We start from the raw sequence: 17,324 nt of genomic DNA, 5'->3' as shown, positions 1-17,324 counted from the left end.
TTATCCATTGAAAAGCAAACACAACCCCCCAACGCCAACCTCAACCCCCACCCACCAGCGTCACCACCTCCACCCGATCACCCTCTGCCAGCGACGCCTCCCCATGATCCCGCTTGGGCACCACCCGGCCATTCACCTCCACCGCCGCCGGCTGATGGCCGAGCCCCAACGCCTCCAGCAACTCAGCCACGGTCGACGCCGACACCTCCCGATCATCACCGTTGAGAATCAATCGCATCCCGTCATGCTAGCAGCCTGAAAAACGATTGCGAACGCCTACGATGACGAAATGCCGCACCCACCCGTGACGCAGGACAACCCATGAAAACCACCCTCGCCACCCTCTGCCTCGCCGCCACCTTCGCCGCCACTCTGGCTCTCACCGCCTGCGGCGAAGCCCCCACCCCCCCAACCCAGCCCCAGGTAGAGCCCGACCTGCCACCCACGCCAGCCGCCACGGCCGATCCCAGCCTCCCCACCGAACTCCCCCAGCTCGATGCCGACGGCATCGACGCCCTCGTCGCCGAATCCGCCGCCAACGGCCAGATCACCGTGATCGACTTCTGGGCCACTTGGTGCGCCCCCTGCGTCGCCATGTTCCCCAAGCTCCACGAAGGCCTCGTGGCTCTCGGCGACAAGGTTCGCCCCGTCTCCATCACCCTCGACGCCCCCGGCAAATACGAGCAGGCCGCTATCGACTTCCTCGCCGCCCACCACGCCCTCAAAGACGCCTACCTCCTCGCCCCCGACACCGACAAACAATCCGAGGTCGTCGCCCGCATTGGCGACACCTGGCAGGACCTCGTCGTCCCCGCCGTCTTCGTCTACGACGCCTCAGGCACCCTCATCGCCGAGTTCGTCGGCGGCGGCCAGGCCCAGCCCATCCTTCAGTCAGTTAGAGAAAACCTATTAATCAGCGACAATAATTAGACGCTATTGCCTGTCAATCCGTCACGGTCTATCTTTCCCATACCCAACCCCCCCCTCGGAACTCCTGGCCTTAGTTGCCGGGAGTTTCGTTTTACAGGCTCGCAGCGACCGGGTTCAGACCCGGCCCGCCCCTTTAATTGCCACCTTCACCCGGTCCCCGTATCGTGCCCAGCTTGATGCGTTGGCCCTCCATTGTCTCAATCTGCCTCCTGACCGCCTGCCTCGCAGGCCCAGCATCCCTCGCCACCGCCAACACCAGCCCGCTGAGTGTCGTCGGCGAACGTGTCCGAAACTCAGGGCTTAACGATCCTGTGATTCACGCCGACGCCACACTCACCGCCCAGAGCGCGACCACCTGGACCCGCGGAACCACCCGCTACATCCTCCTCGACGAGCAAGCCGGCTTCGCCGTCGGCCTCTACCGCTTCTCCGCCGAACGAGCTCTCGTCCGCATCGAAACCCTCACCCTCGACCACCAACGCGTCCGCCGCCTCACCGCCTACCTCCTCAACGCCACACCCCACACCAGCCCCAACGCCGACCAGCCCCCCATCTCCGGCAGCTCGCCACGGCTCACCGTCACCGCTGCCACCACCGCCGGACTCGCCGTCGAAACCGACCGCATGCTCCGCCCCGATGGCCCACCCGAAGACCCCTTCGTCACCGAAGCCCTCGCCGCCATCGAACGACACGACATCCGCCGAACCACCAGCACCATCGATATCAACCCCACACCCGCCGTCACCACAGAACTGCTCGCCGCCCGCGACCGACGCCGTGCCGACATCGAACAACGCAAAGCCGAGATCCAGCAGGCCACCCCGCAACTCGCCGAGGGCCCGAGCCTCGGATCGCTGATCGACCTGCCCTCGACAGGCCGGGTCACCTTCGCCTCCGGCCGCGCCGTCGGACGCGTCGGCGACGACGAATCCACCCTCACGCTCGTCGGTGGCGTCACCGTCGTCTACGTCGATCCCACCGGCAACCTCACCCTCCGACTCACCGCCGAACGAGCCGTTGTCTTCGCCGAAGGCAGACTCCCGCTCTCCGGCTCCATCAGCTCCGAGCAGATCACAGGCGTCTACCTCGAAGACAACGCCATCGTCTCCGACGGCGTCTACACCGTCCGCGCCCCTCGCGTCTACGTCGACGCCCGCACCCAACGAGCCCTCCTCTTCCAGGCCGTCGCCTACACCTACGACCAGGACCGTGGCGTGCCCCTCTACATCCGAGCCGATGAGATCCGCCAGGTCGCCGATGCCGCCGCCATTGCCAAAAACGTCCGGCTCACCACCAGCAGCTTTGCCGAGCCCCACTTCGCCATCGGCGCCGATGAACTCGCCATCGAAGTCTCTCGCCAGCCCGACGGCTCCGCCACCACTCGCTTCGCCGCTGACGACGCCACCCTACGCGTCAACGACGTCCCCATCTTCTACAGCCCCACGCTCTCCGGCCGCGGACAGAACATCCCCCTCCGCTCCGCCGACGCCGGCTTCTCCAGCCAGAACGGCCTCGAACTCGAAACCGAGTGGGACCTCTTCGCCCTCGCCGGCCGAGACACCCCCGATGGCGTCGACCTCACCGGACGACTCGACATCCAGGGCCAGCACGGCCTCGCACTCGGTGCCGAGATCGAATACGACCGACCCAACGCACTCGGCCGCGCCCAAACCTACCTCCTCCCCTCCGACAACGGCACCGACGAGATCGCCGGGCGCGAAGACATCGATCAGAACGGCGACTTCCGCGGCTTTTTCCACGGTCAGCACCTCCAGCAGATCGCAGGCGGCTGGACCCTCGCTGCCCAGGCCGCCGTCGTCTCCGATGAAACCTTCCTCGAAGAGTTCTTCCCCGATCAGGCCTACGCCGACCTCCCCTTCGAAACCTCTCTCTACCTCGCCAATACCGACCACGACGCCACCTTCTCCTTCTACCTCCGCCGCGACATCAACGAATTCGTCGAAACCCTCCCCGAACTCCAGTCGCCCGGCTTCCGCCTCGACGAACTCCCCACCATCTCCTACTTCCGCCAGGCCACACCCCTCGGCCGAACCGGCATCGTCTGGGCCTCCGAAAACAGTTACAGCCTCCAGAAAATCCGCTACGGAACCGACACACCTGCCGACCGGGGCTTCAGCTTCAACCAGTCAATCGATACCTTCGGCATCCTCGATACCGATAGCTTCGACGTGATCCAGGATTCCTTCACCCTCCCGGAAGGCTTCCGCCACAAACTCAGCACCCGCCAGGAACTCAGCATCTCCCGCACCTACGGCATCTTCGACGTCACCCCCTACGTCGCCGGCCGCATCGTCCTCTACGACGACGCCGCGGAGTTCAATCTCTTCGGCGACCAGGAACCCACCGAACGCTACTGGGGAGCCGTCGGCACCCGCATTCAGACCTCCTTCACCGGCACCAACAACGCCATCACCAGCGACATCCTCGACCTCAACGGCATCCGCCACATCATCGAACCCGGCGTCGACCTCTTCGTCATGGAGACCTCCTACGACACCGGCGAAGTCTGGATCATCGACGACGACACCGACCGACTCGCCGAAGGCGCCGGCGTCCGCTTCGGCCTCCTCCAGACCTGGCAGACCCGACGCGAAGCCCTCGGCCGCTCACGTACCGTCGACTGGATCACCCTCCGCACCGACGCCGTCATCAGATCCGGTGAGAGCGTCACCGGCGATGTCATCCCCCGCTTCTGGAGCCACCGACCCGAGTACGCTCGAGGCGGCGACCACCTCCACGGCGACCTCCGCTGGATGGTCACCGAAGCCCTCGGCGTCGCCGCTGAAGCCACCCAGGACCTCGAGCGCGATCAGACCGCACAGTGGAAGGTCGGCACCACCCTCGAACACAGCACCCGCCTCACCTCCTTCGTCAACTACCAGGCCCTCCACCTCCTCCAGAGCCGGCTCCTCGGCTACGGTGCCGAATACCAGATGACCGCCAAGTACCGACTCGACTTCGAGCACCGACTCGACCTCGACGAAGGCGGCTCCCGCGACATCGCCCTCGCCATCAACCGCCAACTCCCCAGCTGGCTCGTCCGACTCACCGCCGGCTACGACGAAATCGAAGGCGAAACCTCCCTCAGCGTCTCTCTCCGCCCCGAACCACGCCAACGACGCGCAGGCGACGGCCTCCTCCCCTACGACAACATCGACTGACCACGTCTCGCAGCTCTCCCCCGCCAGCGGACGGATGACCGTCTCGACCCCCGCTCGCGGTATACTCGTCCCTCCCAATCAGCAAAACACCCACCCGGAGCGCACGCCACGTGTTCAAGTTCTTCCGCAAGTATCAGACCTACATCGTCGTCGTCGGCATCGTCCTGCTCATGATCGCCTTCCTCCTGCAGGACACCCTCTCCATGTTCACCGCCACGACGCCCAGCGCCATCGTCATCGGCACCGTCGACGGCCGCGAACTCACCGCCGGCGACGAGAACATCGCCCTCCGCGAGATGCAGATCCTCTCCGCCGTCAGCCCCGTCTTCCAGACACTCACGGGCCCCGCCAACGACCGCGAGAACGCCCGACGATGGCTCCTCCTCGGCATCGCCGCCAACCAACTCGGCATCGAAGTCAGCCAGGCCGAAACCTTCAACGCCATGGCCGCCTTCGGACTCGACGAAGCCACCGTCGCCCAACTCGCCCAGCGAATGAACATGAAACGCAGTGAGGTCCAGGTCACCTTCGCAAGATGGCTCGCACGCGAACGCGCGATCGCCTTGCTCCTCGGCCGCTCCCACCTCGACATCGAACTCGACCCCTCACCCGGACTCCGCCGCATCAGCGCACAGATCCAGGGACTCATGGCCCAGCAGGCCGGACAACAGGCCATGGCCAATGGCGACATGGGCACAGCCGACGCACGACTCCGAGAAGCATCCATCTTCCTGGGCATCGCCAACGGCGCTCAACGCATCTCGCGCCCACTGATCGAACAGGTGCTCAGCGACCAGCAGTCCGAGATCAATGCCTCCATGGTCCTCCTCCAACCCGACCGGCTCGGCATCGAAGCCGAACCCTCCGAAGACCTCATCCAGGAACTCTTCGAGACGTACAAAGACGATGACCCAGGCGACGGCGAACCCTACGGCTTCGGCTACAAGTTCCTCGACCGCGTCCGCGTCGAATCCCTGACCATCCCCTTCGACGCCGTCTTCGCACAAACCTCCGTCGAAGAAGCCGACGCCGTCGCCTTCTATCGCGACAACCCTGACTTCTTCAGAGTCGTGAATCCCGCCCAGGAACTCGGCGACGAACCCGCCCCGCCTCGCGACTACCGCGAGGTCCGCCAGGAAATCATCGGCTACCTCCGCCAGCAGGCCGCTCTTGATCGGGTCCGAGCCATCGCCCGCGCCGCCTCCGCCATCCTCACCACCGAACTCCGCGCTGTCCCGCAACGCGAAGGCTACTACGACTTCCCCAACACCTTCGAACCCACCAGCCTCCGCGAAGTCGCTCAGCAGATCGAACTGGATCACGGCATCCGGCCCACCGTCCGCGCCGCACCCAATAACTGGAGCGCCGTCCGCGACCTCGCCTTCGACCCCGTCATCGGGCCTGCCTTCATCGCCGACCGGCCCCAGCGAATCCCCGCCACCGACTACATCGCCAGCATCCGCGAGCTGAATCCACCCATCGATAACCCGCTCCTCGCGATGTACCTCCAGACCAACGTCCCCACAGCCCTCCTCTCCCTGCCCAACGGGTCCATGATGATCCTGCGCGTCGTCGACGCCTCCCCTGCACGCATCCCCGACAGCCTCGATGAAGTCCGCGACCAGGTCGTCGCCGACGCCCGCCAGCTCGCCAACTACCGCGAACTCGCCAGCCGCATCGAAACCTGGCAGCAGCGAGCAACCGACCAGACCCTCGACGACCTCGCCCAGACCGCCGCCGCCGCCGTCATCGACACCGGCCCCTTCTCCAGGCGAACCCGCGACCGCACCGGCCTCTTCGCCGTCCCCATCCTCCCGGGCATCGGCCAGGAACCGCAGCTCGTCGATGCCATCTTCGACACCGCACGCACCCTCCGCGAACAGAACGCCATCGAAGAACTCAACCCAGGCGAGCGCACCATCGTCCAACCCCTCCCCAACGAGCTCGCCCTCGCCGTCGTCCGCATCGACAGCTACAGCCCCATCAACCGCAGCCGCTTCGAAGCCATGCTCCAGGACCCCACCCTCGAACTCCTGGTCAACGACGCCATGCTCGACGGCAACGAACCCAGACCCCTCAACCTCGAAACCCTCCAACTCGCCGTCGGGTTCACCCCCGCCGACGACGAAGACCCCTTCGCTTCCGAACCCACCCAGACCACCAGCACCACCACCGAATCCCCCGAAGACACCGAATCCTGAACCAACCTACAACCGGCTGGTCCAAACCTCGTACCCGGTGAGCCGGGCCGTGTCGGCCCGGGCATCCACCATAGGTGCGACCAACAACCATGGGTGGCTGTGGGCACGTTGCGTGCCCACAGAACCAATCGATCACGGCTCCACAACCCGGTCGCGACGCAGCCGGGCTCTATCCCTTGCACCACCCAACCAGCCACACAAAACCCGAAACCCCCACGAAACTCAGCCCACCACCCGCTTCAACCCCATCGACACCAAGTACACCCCAGCCGCCGCCAGCACAATCGCCGGCTCCGGCGCAATCGACGCCCCCGCGACCTGCAGGTCATACACCACCACTCGCGGCACCGTCGTCACCAACAATCCGATCAGCACCGACACCGGAATCACCGCCGACAAGCGCGTCAACCGGTGCGACGCCGTCGCCGCCGGCAACGTCAACAACGCCAGCACCAGGATCAGCCCCACCACCTGAATCAGCGTGATCACCGTCAACGCCACCAGACACAAAAGCACAATCTGCACCCGAAGCACCGGCACCCCCCGAAGCGCCGCCTGCTGAGCATCCACACACACCGCCAGCAACTGCTTGTAGTACACCGCCGTCACCAGCAGGATCACCGCGTCCACACCCACCAGCAGCCACAGGCTGTCCCAGCTCACATAAGTGATGTTCCCGAACAGATAGCTCATCAGCTCCACGTGATACCCTGGCGTGAACTTGATCAGCATCAGACCTACCGCCATACCCACCGCCCACATCGCCCCGATCAGCGTGTCCATCCGCTCCGCCACCTTCTCGTGCACCAGTCCGAGCACCACCGCCGACACCAGCGACACCACCACCGCACCGTGAAGCGGGCTCATCCACCCGAACCACTCGGGATAGAAGTAACGGAGAAAAATCCCCGCACCTATCCCCGCCAAAGCGATGTGGGCAATCGCCCCGCTCAGAAACACAATCCGTCGCGTAATCACAAACGGACCGATCACCCCGCACGCCACACTCGCCAGCACCCCGGCCAGCAAGCCCGTCAGCAGAAACGGATTGATCGCGATGTCTTCGAAGAACGCGATCAAATCTTCGCCTCACCCTCACCCAACGAATCACCGCCCGCCTCGTGCCCTTGCGGGTGGATCGGACAATCCTCCTCGTGGTGATGCAGCACCGTCACCGGCCCCGCATATGTCCGCTCGATCTGGTCATGCGACAGCTCATCGATGGCATGCACACTCAGCCGACCATTCAGACACGCCACCCGATTCAGCTGACTCGTGACAAACGAGATGTCATGGCTGACCATCACGATCGGCATCCGCTCATGCAACCGATGCAGCAGCTCCGTCAGCCCCCGCTGCGCCCGCGGGTCCACACCCGTCGTCGGCTCGTCAAGCAGCAGCACCTCCGCGTCCGCCACCAACGCCCGCGCAATCAGCACCCGCTGCTTCTGACCACCCGAAAGCGACTGATAAGCCCGACCCGCCAGATCCGCACACCCCACCATCTCCAGACAACCCATCGCCCGCTCCCGATCACCCCGGCCAAACCACATCCCCCATCGCGACACCGCCAACCGACCCATCAACACCAGGTCCAGCACCGACGCCGGCGCCGCCGCATCAATCGTCGCGTGCTGCGGGACATAACCGATCCGCGCCCGACCCTTCACCGCCGCCTCCCCAAACACCCGCACCACCCCCACCTCCGGCTCCAGCAGCCCCAGCACCAGCTTCAAAAGCGTCGTCTTGCCCCCGCCATTCGGCCCGATGATCCCCAGAAAATCACCCCGAAAAACCTCCAGACTCACGTCCTCCAACGCAGCCCGCCCCGCTCCCTCATAACGAAACGTCACCCCCGCCAGCGAAATCACCGCATCCTTCGCAGGTCCCACCATGCTCAGCCACCCCCCTCAGCCGCAGCCACCAACGCCGCCGCCACCGCCCGCAGATTCGCCACCACATCCGCCGCCATCGGATCGATCACCTCCACCCGCCCCCCGATCGCCTCGGCGACCGCCTCCGCACCCGCTCCCGCAATCTGCGGCTGCACAAACACCACCGAAATCCCTTCCGCCCGCGCCCGCTCCTGAAGCTCCGTCAACTCCCGATCCGACGGATCCTGCCCCGCCACCTCGATCGCCACCTGTTCCAACCCATACCGATCCGCGAAATACCCCCAAGACGGATGAAACACAAAAAACGCCGTCCCCCGAAGCCCCGCCAACCCAACCACCAACTCCCGATCCAACGCACTCAGCTCCGCCACCAGCGTCGCATGGTTCGCTCGGTAGGCTTCCGCCCCCGCAGGATCGAGTGCTTCGAGCTTCCTCAGCACCGTCCCCGCCTGCGTGATCAGGTTCACAGGCGACAACCACGTATGCGGATCATCCGCCCCGTGCGCATGCCCGTGATGATGACCGTGATCGTGCGCGTGGTCATGCCCATCTTCCTCGTGATGCGTGTGCGCCTCCATCGTCCGAAGTGCCACCCCCTCCCTCAGATCCACCACCTCAGGCGACCCAAGCGTCTCCATCGCCGTAAACCAGCCCCCGCGCTCAAACGGTACCCCCGCCCGAAAGTACACCGCACTCCCCAGCACCCGACTCACCTGACGATCACTCGGCGCAAACGTCGCATGGCTCGCACCCGCAGGCAGCGTCACCACCATCTCCACCCGCTCCCCTCCGATCCGCTCGATCAACCAGCCATGCGGGATCAGACTCGTCGCCACCCGCACCGACGCCTCCGACGACTCCTCCGCCGCAGGCGCACAACCACCCAACAGACCCACCCCTAGCCCCAAGAGCAGCACGAGCAATATTCGGTGCATGTTGTGATTCTATTCTCAAGCCTCCCCGCTGCCATCCCAACCTTCGCATCAATCACCAGATAAGCCTGCCAGCAAACCCCGGGTTGCCGCTTCCGGATCATCCGCCCCCGAAATCGCCGCGCAAACCGCGATCCCCCGACACCCCGCCTCCCGCAGCTCGCCCACGTTCTCCGCCGTGATCCCCCCGATCGCCAGATGAGCCAACCGCCCACCCGCTACGTATTCCTTCAAATAGCCCGGCCCCGCGATCCGATCCTTCGCCTTCGTTCTCGACACAAACATCGGCCCCAAACCCACATAATCCGCGCCCGCTCGCTCCGCCGCCTCCGCCTCCTCAATCCTGCTCGTACTCACCCCCACCACCAGCCGCCGACCCGCCAGCTTCCTCGCCTCTTCCACGCCCAGATCCCCCTGACCCAGATGCACCCCGTCCGCTCCCGCTAGCAACGCCAGATCCACCCGATCATTCACCACCACCGCCGCCCCAGCCGCATGAACGATCCCCACCACCTCACGCACCCGCTCCAGCAGCCGGCCATCCTCCCATCCCTTCTCCCGAACCTGTACACAGTCCACCCCGCCCGCTAACGCTCCCCGAAGCACCTCCCGCCAATCAAGCCTGCAAGCCGCTTCCGTCAGCAGCAGACACAGCCGCCAGGGCAACCCGACACGCTCACCCGCTCCGAGCGCCTTCACCACATCCCGCGCCAGGTCATACCCCTCATAACGCAGCCTCTCGACCCGCCCAGGCAACCCCTCAGACCCAGGCCGCTCCGCCAGCACCTTCCCAAACTCTTCAATCACCCGCAGCGCCTCCGCCAGCCGATGCCCCGCCGCCTCCGCCACAGCCACCACGCCCCCACGCCTTGCCTCACCCTCCGTCGTGATCCCCGTCCCCACATCGCCCGCCGTGTCACGATGCCAGGCCAGCTCAGGCAGCGCCCCAAGAGCCTCCCTCAGCCCATGCCTCCCCGCCTTCGCACGCGCCGACAAGTCCTCCCGATCCAGCACGAAACGCGCCACGTCCTCAAGCGTCCGAAATGCCTCGCTCGCCCGGTTCGCGTTCGCATCGATCCCACGCAGCAACCCACTCATCACGATCCCCCACCCGACGCCGGCTCACCCGCCCCGACCAACTCCCCCTCCGCCCGCTTGATCATCCAGAGATTCCGCACATAAATCATCCAACCCAGCATCTGCCCCACAAAACCCACCGGCTCGATCCGCCACGCAAAGTAAATCAGCAGCATCGACGACCCGATCAGACTCAGCCACCAGAAGGCCTCAGGCACAATCGAACGCTTCGCCCGCTCCGACACAAACCACTGAATCAGCATCCGGCACATAAACACAAACTGCGCCGCGAAACCAAACCCGATCCACATCAGCCCCGTCCACGACGTGATGTCCAGCGCCCGCACCACCCAGCCACGATCCGCGTTCTTCAGCTGAGCCGCCTTCACCTCCGCAATAAAAACCTGAGGCGAAACCCGCTCGTAGGCACCCTCCCGACGCACCACCACCATCGGTCCCGCATCCGTCTCCTCAATCGCCACATCCGCCAGCCGATCCGAAAGCTCAAAACCCGGCCCGCTCAGTCGCTGCAGGGCCTTCGTCCCAAAAAGCAGACCCAGACCACCCGCCACAATCACCATCCACGCCACCAGCCAGTAACGCCTGCCCGACCGCGACCGAATCACGAGCTCACCTCTTCCACCGACACATCCCGCACCCGCTTGCTCATCCAACGCACCGCCAGACAATCCACAAAACCCGCCAACCCACGCGTGAGCAGCCCCAGCCCATACTTCGTGGTGCCCGAATGACGCGCCCGATGACCCACCGGCACCTCCGCGATCGATCCACCCAGCAACCGAATCGTCGCCGGCACAAACCGATGCATCCCTTTGTACTGAAGCGGCAACCGCTTGGCATAACCAGCCCGCATCACCCGAGCCGAACAACCCGTGTCCCTGGTTCCATCCCCCACAATCGCCCGCCGCGCAAACCGACCCACCCCGCTCGCCCACCGCCGTACCGCATGATCCTGCCGATTCGCCGACCGATCCCCCTGCACCAGATCAAACCCCTCCGCCTTCGCCCTCGCCAGCATCCCCGGCAGGTCCGCAGGATCATTCTGCAGATCCGCATCCAGCGTCGCGATGTACGCACCCCGCGCCACCGCGATCCCCGCCGCCATTGCCGCCGACTGACCCATCGGCTCCGGCCGATGAAGCACACGCAACCACCCATACGCCCCGGCCAGATCGCGAAGCACGGCCAGCGTCCCATCCCCCGAACCATCATCCACCACAATCAGCTCACACCCGATCCCCGTATCCACGATCGATGCCTTCACCTCCGCCACCAACGGACCGACGTTCCCCGCCTCATCCAGCGCAGGCACCACGATCGATAGCTCCGGTGCCGCCGCTCCATCAGCCTGAAAGTGGGGATCGCTCGTCTCTTCCATGAACCATCAGACTAGCAAACCCCAACACCCTCGGTCACAGCCGCGAGCCACCCGAGGCCATCCCCCGTGCCAACGCCGACAGATGAGCACGAACCCGCGCCCGCCGGGCCTCGTCCAGCACCACCCCGCCAAATCGAACCTCATAAAACGCCGCCGTCAGCGACACCACCGGCCCAAACCGCATCGGGTTCGCCTCCGACAGCTCCTCCGCAAACGCCCGGGGCGTCTGCCACGCCGGACGCACAAAACCCTGCCGCTCAAGCAACCGAACCATGCTCAGATAAAACCCTAGCTCCCGACGCCACCGCCGACCCTCACCCCAGCCCCAATCCTCCAGCCCCAGCCGCTCCATCTCCCGACGACGAGCGAGCAGCCACACCGCCAGCCCCGCCGTCCCCAGCCCCATCGCCCCAGCACCCAGACCCGCCCACAAAGCCAGCGACGAGCCCGTCAGCATCGAAAACCAACCCGACACCCGCGCCCACAAACGCCCGAAGAAAGCCGCAATATCACCCGCCGCAACCGGCAGATTCTGCGCCCAGGAAACCAGCAGGTCGCGCGCCTGATAGTCGTAAGACACCACGCTGCCGATCCAGGCAAACTCCAACCGCTCATACCAGCTACGCATCGCGTGAACCCAGCCCTCATCCTCACGATGAAGCGCCTCGATCGACGAATGAGGCGTCGCATCCAGCGACCGCCAACCCCCACCCTGCTCCGTCGCCACCTCCACCCACGCGTGCGCATGCTTCTCCCGAGCCACAAAGTAGTCACCCGCTTCATTGAACTCACTCACCCGATACCCCACCACCAGCCGGGCCTGAATCCCCACACTCCGGCACAACGCAGCCAAACCGCTCGCAAACAACTCACAATGACCCGTCTGGTGATCCAGCAAAAACGCACTCACCGGATCCGTCCCATCCTTCGGCACCGGGTTGTAGCGCAGATACCGATACGTATCACGCAGCCGCTGCGCCAACGCCGTCGCCATGTCCCAGTCGTAAGGATCGAACAACGCTTCCGGATCCCGGAAGTAACCACGCTCCCCAAGAATCTCCTGCGCATACCTACGTATCGCCGCGGTATCCACCGGCCAGCCCCGCGCGTAACGATCTCCCTCCCGATCCGTGAAAAGCGTCGTCGTTGGCGACCGCCGCTCATCAAACCGATCGAAATACGCGCCCGGCATATCCAGCGAACGGAAAAACGGCCAGGTAAACCGATAACGCATCGCCCCGCCCGTCCCGCCCGCCGTCGTCGTCCGGACCACCTGATCCAGCGGGTTGAACTCCACTCGATCCATGTTCGGACTCGAAATCGACACCACGGGCAGCACCGTGAACAACCCCTCGCCCGTTTTCTGGCGAAGCGTCACATCCGCATCGATCAGACTCATCGGCTCACCCAACACCGCCAGCTGTGCGCGACCCATCTCAAGCCGAACCGTCTGATACCGAGCCTGCGCATCAACACCCCGAAGCCACTGACCCGAACCCTCGTCGTACTGATCGAACACCATCCCACGCATCATGAACACCTGACCCGCCCCGCGAAAAGGAGCACCATGCGCCGTCACCCGCAGCCGCAGCACCGCCTGCTGACTCCCCTCAAACTCAGGCGAGCTCTTCACGTCCACTCGCTCGCTGTAACCCGTCGCGCTCTCGCCCAAAGGAGCCGTCAGGTCCTGCAAAACCGTTCCCCGATCCGAACGAGGCACCAGCACGAAACTGACCAGCCCCACCACCAGACACAACGACACAATCACCCCACGCACCAGCCGCAGCGCCAACGGCGCCCCCAGCAACCGAACCCCCGAACGCCGAGGGACCCTTGGCGACGTACCCAGACCCGCATAAGCCGTCTCGAGCTGAAGCCGGCTCAGCGTCCACGTCAGCAACAAGCAGTACAGAATCATCAGCACCCCGAACAACATCGAGATGCTCACCACACACGCCACGATCATCTGGATCAGACTCACCGCCAACAGCGCGATGATCTCCCGCGGCCGCTTATGCCCAAACAGCAACAGCCCCTGAAGCATCAGCGTGAAATGCGACATCGCCACCACCATCCGATGGCCAAGCACCAGGTGCTCCACCAGCAGCCCCGCCAGCGCCAGCACGCCCCCCGCACTCACAACCCACCCGGGCAGACGCTGCTGCATCACCCGCTCGAACCACCACCAGCCCAGCACCCCCACCCCCGCAACCACCATCAGCAGAAACGGATTCTCCAGGGCCAGACACAACGCAATCGCACCGATCATCACCTGAGCAAACAGCAACCGACGACCGTTACGCAGCATCGCGACCCCCGCTCGCCAGAAGCGTCATCGGATCGATCGGCAACCCCGACTGACTCGTGTCCAGCAGACCCGCCGCATCCGACCCGTGCAGCACCACCAGATCAGGCGCCCGTGGAGCCACCCCCCGATCCGAGGCCAGCACCCAAATCGACGGACGAAACGCCGCCGCACGCCCCGCCGTCCCGCCGTCCCCAGGCTTCGCACGCGCCAGCGTCTCAAGAATCCCATCGCGATGAGGCTCACTCAGGTGCGGCCGATGAACCGTCGACGAAGAACCCACCACCACCAGACCCACCGGCATCCCATGACCATGCGCAGCACAAGCCATCGACGCCGTCAGCGTCACCGCCCGCTCAATCGCATCCTCATCAGGGCCCCCCGACATCAGGTCCACACAGATCATCACCCGAGGCGGGACCGGCCGCGTATGCTCGCGAACCATCAGCGTCCCCGCCCGCGCCGTCCGCTTCCAGTCAATCGTCCGCAACGCATCACCCTGCCGGTACTCACGCAGACCCGAAAAATCCCCGTCACCACCCACCGAGGTCCGGTCCGCTCGACCGCTGTCACGCCACACCCCCGACGTCGACTGCAACGACCGCGTCACCCGGTAAACCTCCGGATACACCAGAATCTCCGCCCGCCGCTCATACCACCGCTCGCCCCGCGTCAACCCGAACGGAAAACTCGAACGCACCCGCACCCGCGACAAACCGATCTCGCCCCGACGCTCGGGATACAGCAACGCCTCCGCCGTCCCCCGACCCTTCCGGCCCAGGTAAAGCAGATACCCCGCCGACTGACGAACACCGCCCAGCTCGCCCTCATCGATCACCACCGCACCCATCGGCAGCCAACCGCCCCGCGTCACGATGTAACGCACAGGCGTCGCCTCACCCGCCAACGCCCGCGAAGCCGCCACCCGCCGAATCTCAATCCCCCACAAACCCAACCCCGACCACAACCCGTTCACCACCCACGCACCAACCAGCAAACCCAGCAGGAAAAAAAGCAGATTCGCTTGACTCAGCACCGTGCACAAAGCCACCAGCAACGTCGCCGCCAGAAACGTCCAACCTCCCGCCGTCACCGACCAACGATAAGACGAACGAGCCATCCGCCCAGTCTCCCCCCATCACCCCCATAATTCAATCACCAACCCCTACCGTCGCTCAAACCGCTCTCGGTGCTCGAGCATCTCCTGATACAGATCACTCCCCACACCCGACTCACCCGCCAACGCCGGATCAACCACGGTCAACACCACCCCCCGATCCCCACGCGGGACCACAAACTCAAAACGTTCCGACACCAAACCCGCCGCCGAAACCCCCACCGACGCCTCGATGTCCAGCCAGTTCGAACGCTCCGCAAACCACCGCTCATCCACCTCAAACCGCCCCCGCCCATCCGTCACAATCACCGCCAAAACCTCCCGATCCAGCGTCCCCGGGTCCAGCACCACCTCCACCCGCGCTCCCGACACACCCCCCTTAGGCAGAGCCGCCAAACCCACCACATCCACCCCCGAAAAAGCCCCCGCCGTCACCACCCCAGACAAACGATGCTCCGCACAACCCATCCCCACCACCCCAACAAGAACCACCAACCCAAAACCCCAACGCATCAGCCTTCCCCCTTCACGTCACCAGCCGCCGCCCCATCAGAAGAAACCTCCGCACCACCATCCTCAGCAGGGCGGTCACCCTCCCCAACAACCTCTCCCTTTTCCTCATCGTCCACCGGCTTCTTCGCAGCCGGCCGCTTCGGCACCAACGCCTCCCGATTCGGCAGATCCTTCAGCGACGCCAGCCCAAACACCTCCAGAAACCGCTTCGTCGTCCCGTACAACATCGGCCGCCCCACCTCCTCCGCACGCCCCACCACCTTCACCAACTGCCGCTCCATCAGCTGACGAATCACCTCCCCGCACCCCACACCACGAATCGTCTCCACCTCCGCACGCATCACCGGCTGCCGATACGCAATCACCGACAACGTCTCCAACGCCGTCGCGCTCAGCTTCCCCTGAGCCTTGCTCTTCGCCGCCCGCGCCACCACCTCCGCACAAGCCTCCGTCGTCAGCACCTGCCAACCCGAGGCCACCCGCTCAATCCGAAACACCCGCCCGCTCAGCTCATAAGCCTCATTCAGCCGCTCAATCGCCCCCGTCACCTCCCCCTCCGACGACGCCTCCGTCAGCTCGACCAGCCGCCCCGTCGAGACCGACCGATCCGCCGTCATCAGCACGGCCTCCACCCGCGCCTCCATCGCCACGCTCTCTTCAGAGGATGCCGAACCCGTCTCCACCGTTGTCTCAGATCCTGCCATCCCCGGATTCTAACCACACTTCCCCGCCGCTCCCACGCCTACAGCAGACCCGGATGCTTCCGCAGCGCATCCATTTGCGCCTGAAGCACCTTCCCCGGACACGCCGTCGGGTTCAATTCCTGATGCGTGTAAATCCCGCCTACGCCCACCCGATACCGCGCCCCCAGCCACCGAAGCGTCTGCACCAGCCCCGCAAACTGACGATCCGATGGCCGCTGACGATCAAAATTCCCCAAAACCAGGACCCCCACATTGTGCTCGTTCGCCCCATTCGGACCCGCATGCGCCCCCTGATATACCAGCGGCCGCGCCTCCCAGACCCGACCCGCACGATCCACCACAAAGTGATACCCGATATCCCCCCACCCCCGATCCTTCACATGCACCTTGAGAATCTGCTGCAGCCGATCCCGCGTCGATGACGCATCCTCAAAGTAAACAGGCGTCCACCCCTCGTGATGCACCGTCACCCGACGAATCCCCGACATCGCCCGCACCCGACCCTGAATCGGCCCCGAATCCGTCCAGCTCGAACGACCCACCACCCCAGGCACACCGCTCGCCACCCGAGGCAGCGCCTCCACCCGCCTCGCCGCACCCGGCACCGGAGCCGGCTGCCAGTCGGGCTGCCCCGCCGCCACCGCCTCCCCATCCCCCGCCGCCCGCGGCATGTAATACCCACCCTCCCGCGACTGCACGATCCCGGAACCATTCGACGCCCACCCCTTCGGTCGCCCCGCATCCACACAGCCCGCCAGCAGTAGCCCTACCCCACCCACCAGCACACCCCGGCGCCCAACCGCACGCGCCCGCTCCCCATCCCCCGATCTCATCTGTGCCGGCTCATCACGCATGCTTCACTCGATTCCACAAAGTAGACGCACATCCCTCTACCCCCTCATCGTCACCCCAAACCCTTCCGCTGTAAATCGTACCCGTCAAACGCCCAAGTCCACCCCGCCCACAAAAAAAGAGCGGCGGCCGAGTAGGCCGCCGCCCCGCATCAGTGATCGGTGACCCCTGGGGAGGGAAAACCGATGATCGGAGAACCGATCAATCAACCTCAAAG

The 17,324-nt window shown here is 65.0% G+C and carries 15 protein-coding genes; 3 read left to right on the top strand and 12 right to left on the bottom strand.

Features of this window, described 5'->3' with window-relative positions; translation table 11 throughout:
• Positions 1 to 40 precede the first annotated feature (40 nt).
• Positions 41 to 238 (bottom strand): sulfur carrier protein ThiS, encoded by a 198-nt coding sequence (thiS, locus tag ACQZAB_RS02430; protein ID WP_428386769.1) that lies wholly within the window; start codon positions 236 to 238, stop codon positions 41 to 43.
• A gap of 83 nt (positions 239 to 321) precedes the next feature.
• Here thiS and ACQZAB_RS02425 point away from each other — a divergent pair, with 83 nt between their 5' ends.
• The 3 genes from ACQZAB_RS02425 to ACQZAB_RS02415 all read left to right on the top strand — a co-directional run bounded on the left by ACQZAB_RS02425 (position 322) and on the right by ACQZAB_RS02415 (position 6,313).
• Entirely contained in the window at positions 322 to 930 is a 609-nt protein-coding gene (locus ACQZAB_RS02425; protein WP_428386768.1) for a TlpA family protein disulfide reductase, read from the top strand.
• 176 nt (positions 931 to 1,106) lie between these two features.
• The gene (locus ACQZAB_RS02420; protein ID WP_428386767.1) at positions 1,107 to 4,112 is read left to right on the top strand and encodes a hypothetical protein; all 3,006 of its coding nucleotides are present in this window, start codon (positions 1,107 to 1,109) and stop codon (positions 4,110 to 4,112) included.
• A gap of 110 nt (positions 4,113 to 4,222) precedes the next feature.
• On the top strand, positions 4,223 to 6,313 hold the full coding sequence (locus ACQZAB_RS02415; RefSeq protein WP_428386766.1) for a hypothetical protein: 2,091 nt from the start codon (positions 4,223 to 4,225) through the stop codon (positions 6,311 to 6,313).
• 222 nt (positions 6,314 to 6,535) lie between these two features.
• Here ACQZAB_RS02415 and ACQZAB_RS02410 read toward each other — a convergent pair whose 3' ends face one another.
• The 11 genes from ACQZAB_RS02410 to ACQZAB_RS02360 are packed head-to-tail and all read right to left on the bottom strand — an operon-like array spanning position 6,536 to position 17,109.
• Positions 6,536 to 7,393, bottom strand: coding sequence for a metal ABC transporter permease (locus ACQZAB_RS02410; RefSeq protein ID WP_428386765.1), 858 nt, complete (start codon positions 7,391 to 7,393; stop codon positions 6,536 to 6,538).
• A complete protein-coding gene (locus tag ACQZAB_RS02405) occupies positions 7,390 to 8,208 on the bottom strand; it encodes a metal ABC transporter ATP-binding protein (protein ID WP_428386764.1) in 819 nt (272 codons plus the stop codon). Before ACQZAB_RS02405 ends, ACQZAB_RS02410 begins: the two co-directional genes overlap by 4 nt.
• 2 nt (positions 8,209 to 8,210) lie before the next feature.
• Positions 8,211 to 9,143: a metal ABC transporter solute-binding protein, Zn/Mn family gene (locus ACQZAB_RS02400; protein WP_428386763.1), complete on the bottom strand. Its 933-nt coding sequence runs from the start codon at positions 9,141 to 9,143 to the stop codon at positions 8,211 to 8,213.
• Between the two features lie 48 nt (positions 9,144 to 9,191).
• On the bottom strand, positions 9,192 to 10,238 hold the full coding sequence (thiE, locus tag ACQZAB_RS02395; RefSeq protein WP_428386761.1) for a thiamine phosphate synthase: 1,047 nt from the start codon (positions 10,236 to 10,238) through the stop codon (positions 9,192 to 9,194).
• Positions 10,238 to 10,843 carry a lipid-A-disaccharide synthase N-terminal domain-containing protein gene (locus ACQZAB_RS02390; protein WP_428386759.1) on the bottom strand — a complete coding sequence of 202 codons (606 nt, stop codon included), beginning with the start codon at positions 10,841 to 10,843 and terminating at the stop codon, positions 10,238 to 10,240. Before ACQZAB_RS02390 ends, thiE begins: the two co-directional genes overlap by 1 nt.
• Positions 10,840 to 11,616, bottom strand: coding sequence for a glycosyltransferase family 2 protein (locus tag ACQZAB_RS02385; RefSeq protein WP_428386758.1), 777 nt, complete (start codon positions 11,614 to 11,616; stop codon positions 10,840 to 10,842). Before ACQZAB_RS02385 ends, ACQZAB_RS02390 begins: the two co-directional genes overlap by 4 nt.
• 34 nt (positions 11,617 to 11,650) lie before the next feature.
• Positions 11,651 to 13,924 (bottom strand): transglutaminase TgpA family protein, encoded by a 2,274-nt coding sequence (locus ACQZAB_RS02380; protein ID WP_428386756.1) that lies wholly within the window; start codon positions 13,922 to 13,924, stop codon positions 11,651 to 11,653.
• Positions 13,914 to 15,041 carry a DUF58 domain-containing protein gene (locus ACQZAB_RS02375; RefSeq protein WP_428386755.1) on the bottom strand — a complete coding sequence of 376 codons (1,128 nt, stop codon included), beginning with the start codon at positions 15,039 to 15,041 and terminating at the stop codon, positions 13,914 to 13,916. The genes ACQZAB_RS02380 and ACQZAB_RS02375 overlap by 11 nt, the downstream gene beginning before the upstream one ends.
• Before the next feature lie 45 nt (positions 15,042 to 15,086).
• A complete protein-coding gene (locus tag ACQZAB_RS02370; RefSeq protein WP_428386754.1) occupies positions 15,087 to 15,551 on the bottom strand; it encodes a hypothetical protein in 465 nt (154 codons plus the stop codon).
• Positions 15,551 to 16,255: an SMC-Scp complex subunit ScpB gene (gene scpB / locus ACQZAB_RS02365; protein ID WP_428386752.1), complete on the bottom strand. Its 705-nt coding sequence runs from the start codon at positions 16,253 to 16,255 to the stop codon at positions 15,551 to 15,553. Before scpB ends, ACQZAB_RS02370 begins: the two co-directional genes overlap by 1 nt.
• Positions 16,256 to 16,293: 38 nt before the next feature.
• Positions 16,294 to 17,109, bottom strand: a complete 816-nt coding sequence (locus tag ACQZAB_RS02360) for a peptidoglycan recognition protein family protein (protein ID WP_428386750.1) — start codon at positions 17,107 to 17,109, stop codon at positions 16,294 to 16,296.
• Between the last annotated feature and the right edge of the window lie 215 nt (positions 17,110 to 17,324).

Origin of the sequence: Mucisphaera sp., assembly GCF_965279675.1 — a bacterium.
GTDB lineage: Bacteria > Planctomycetota > Phycisphaerae > Phycisphaerales > Phycisphaeraceae > Mucisphaera.
The sequence above is the reverse complement of the archived record's forward strand: the minus strand, read 5'-3'. Positions and strand labels throughout refer to the sequence as shown.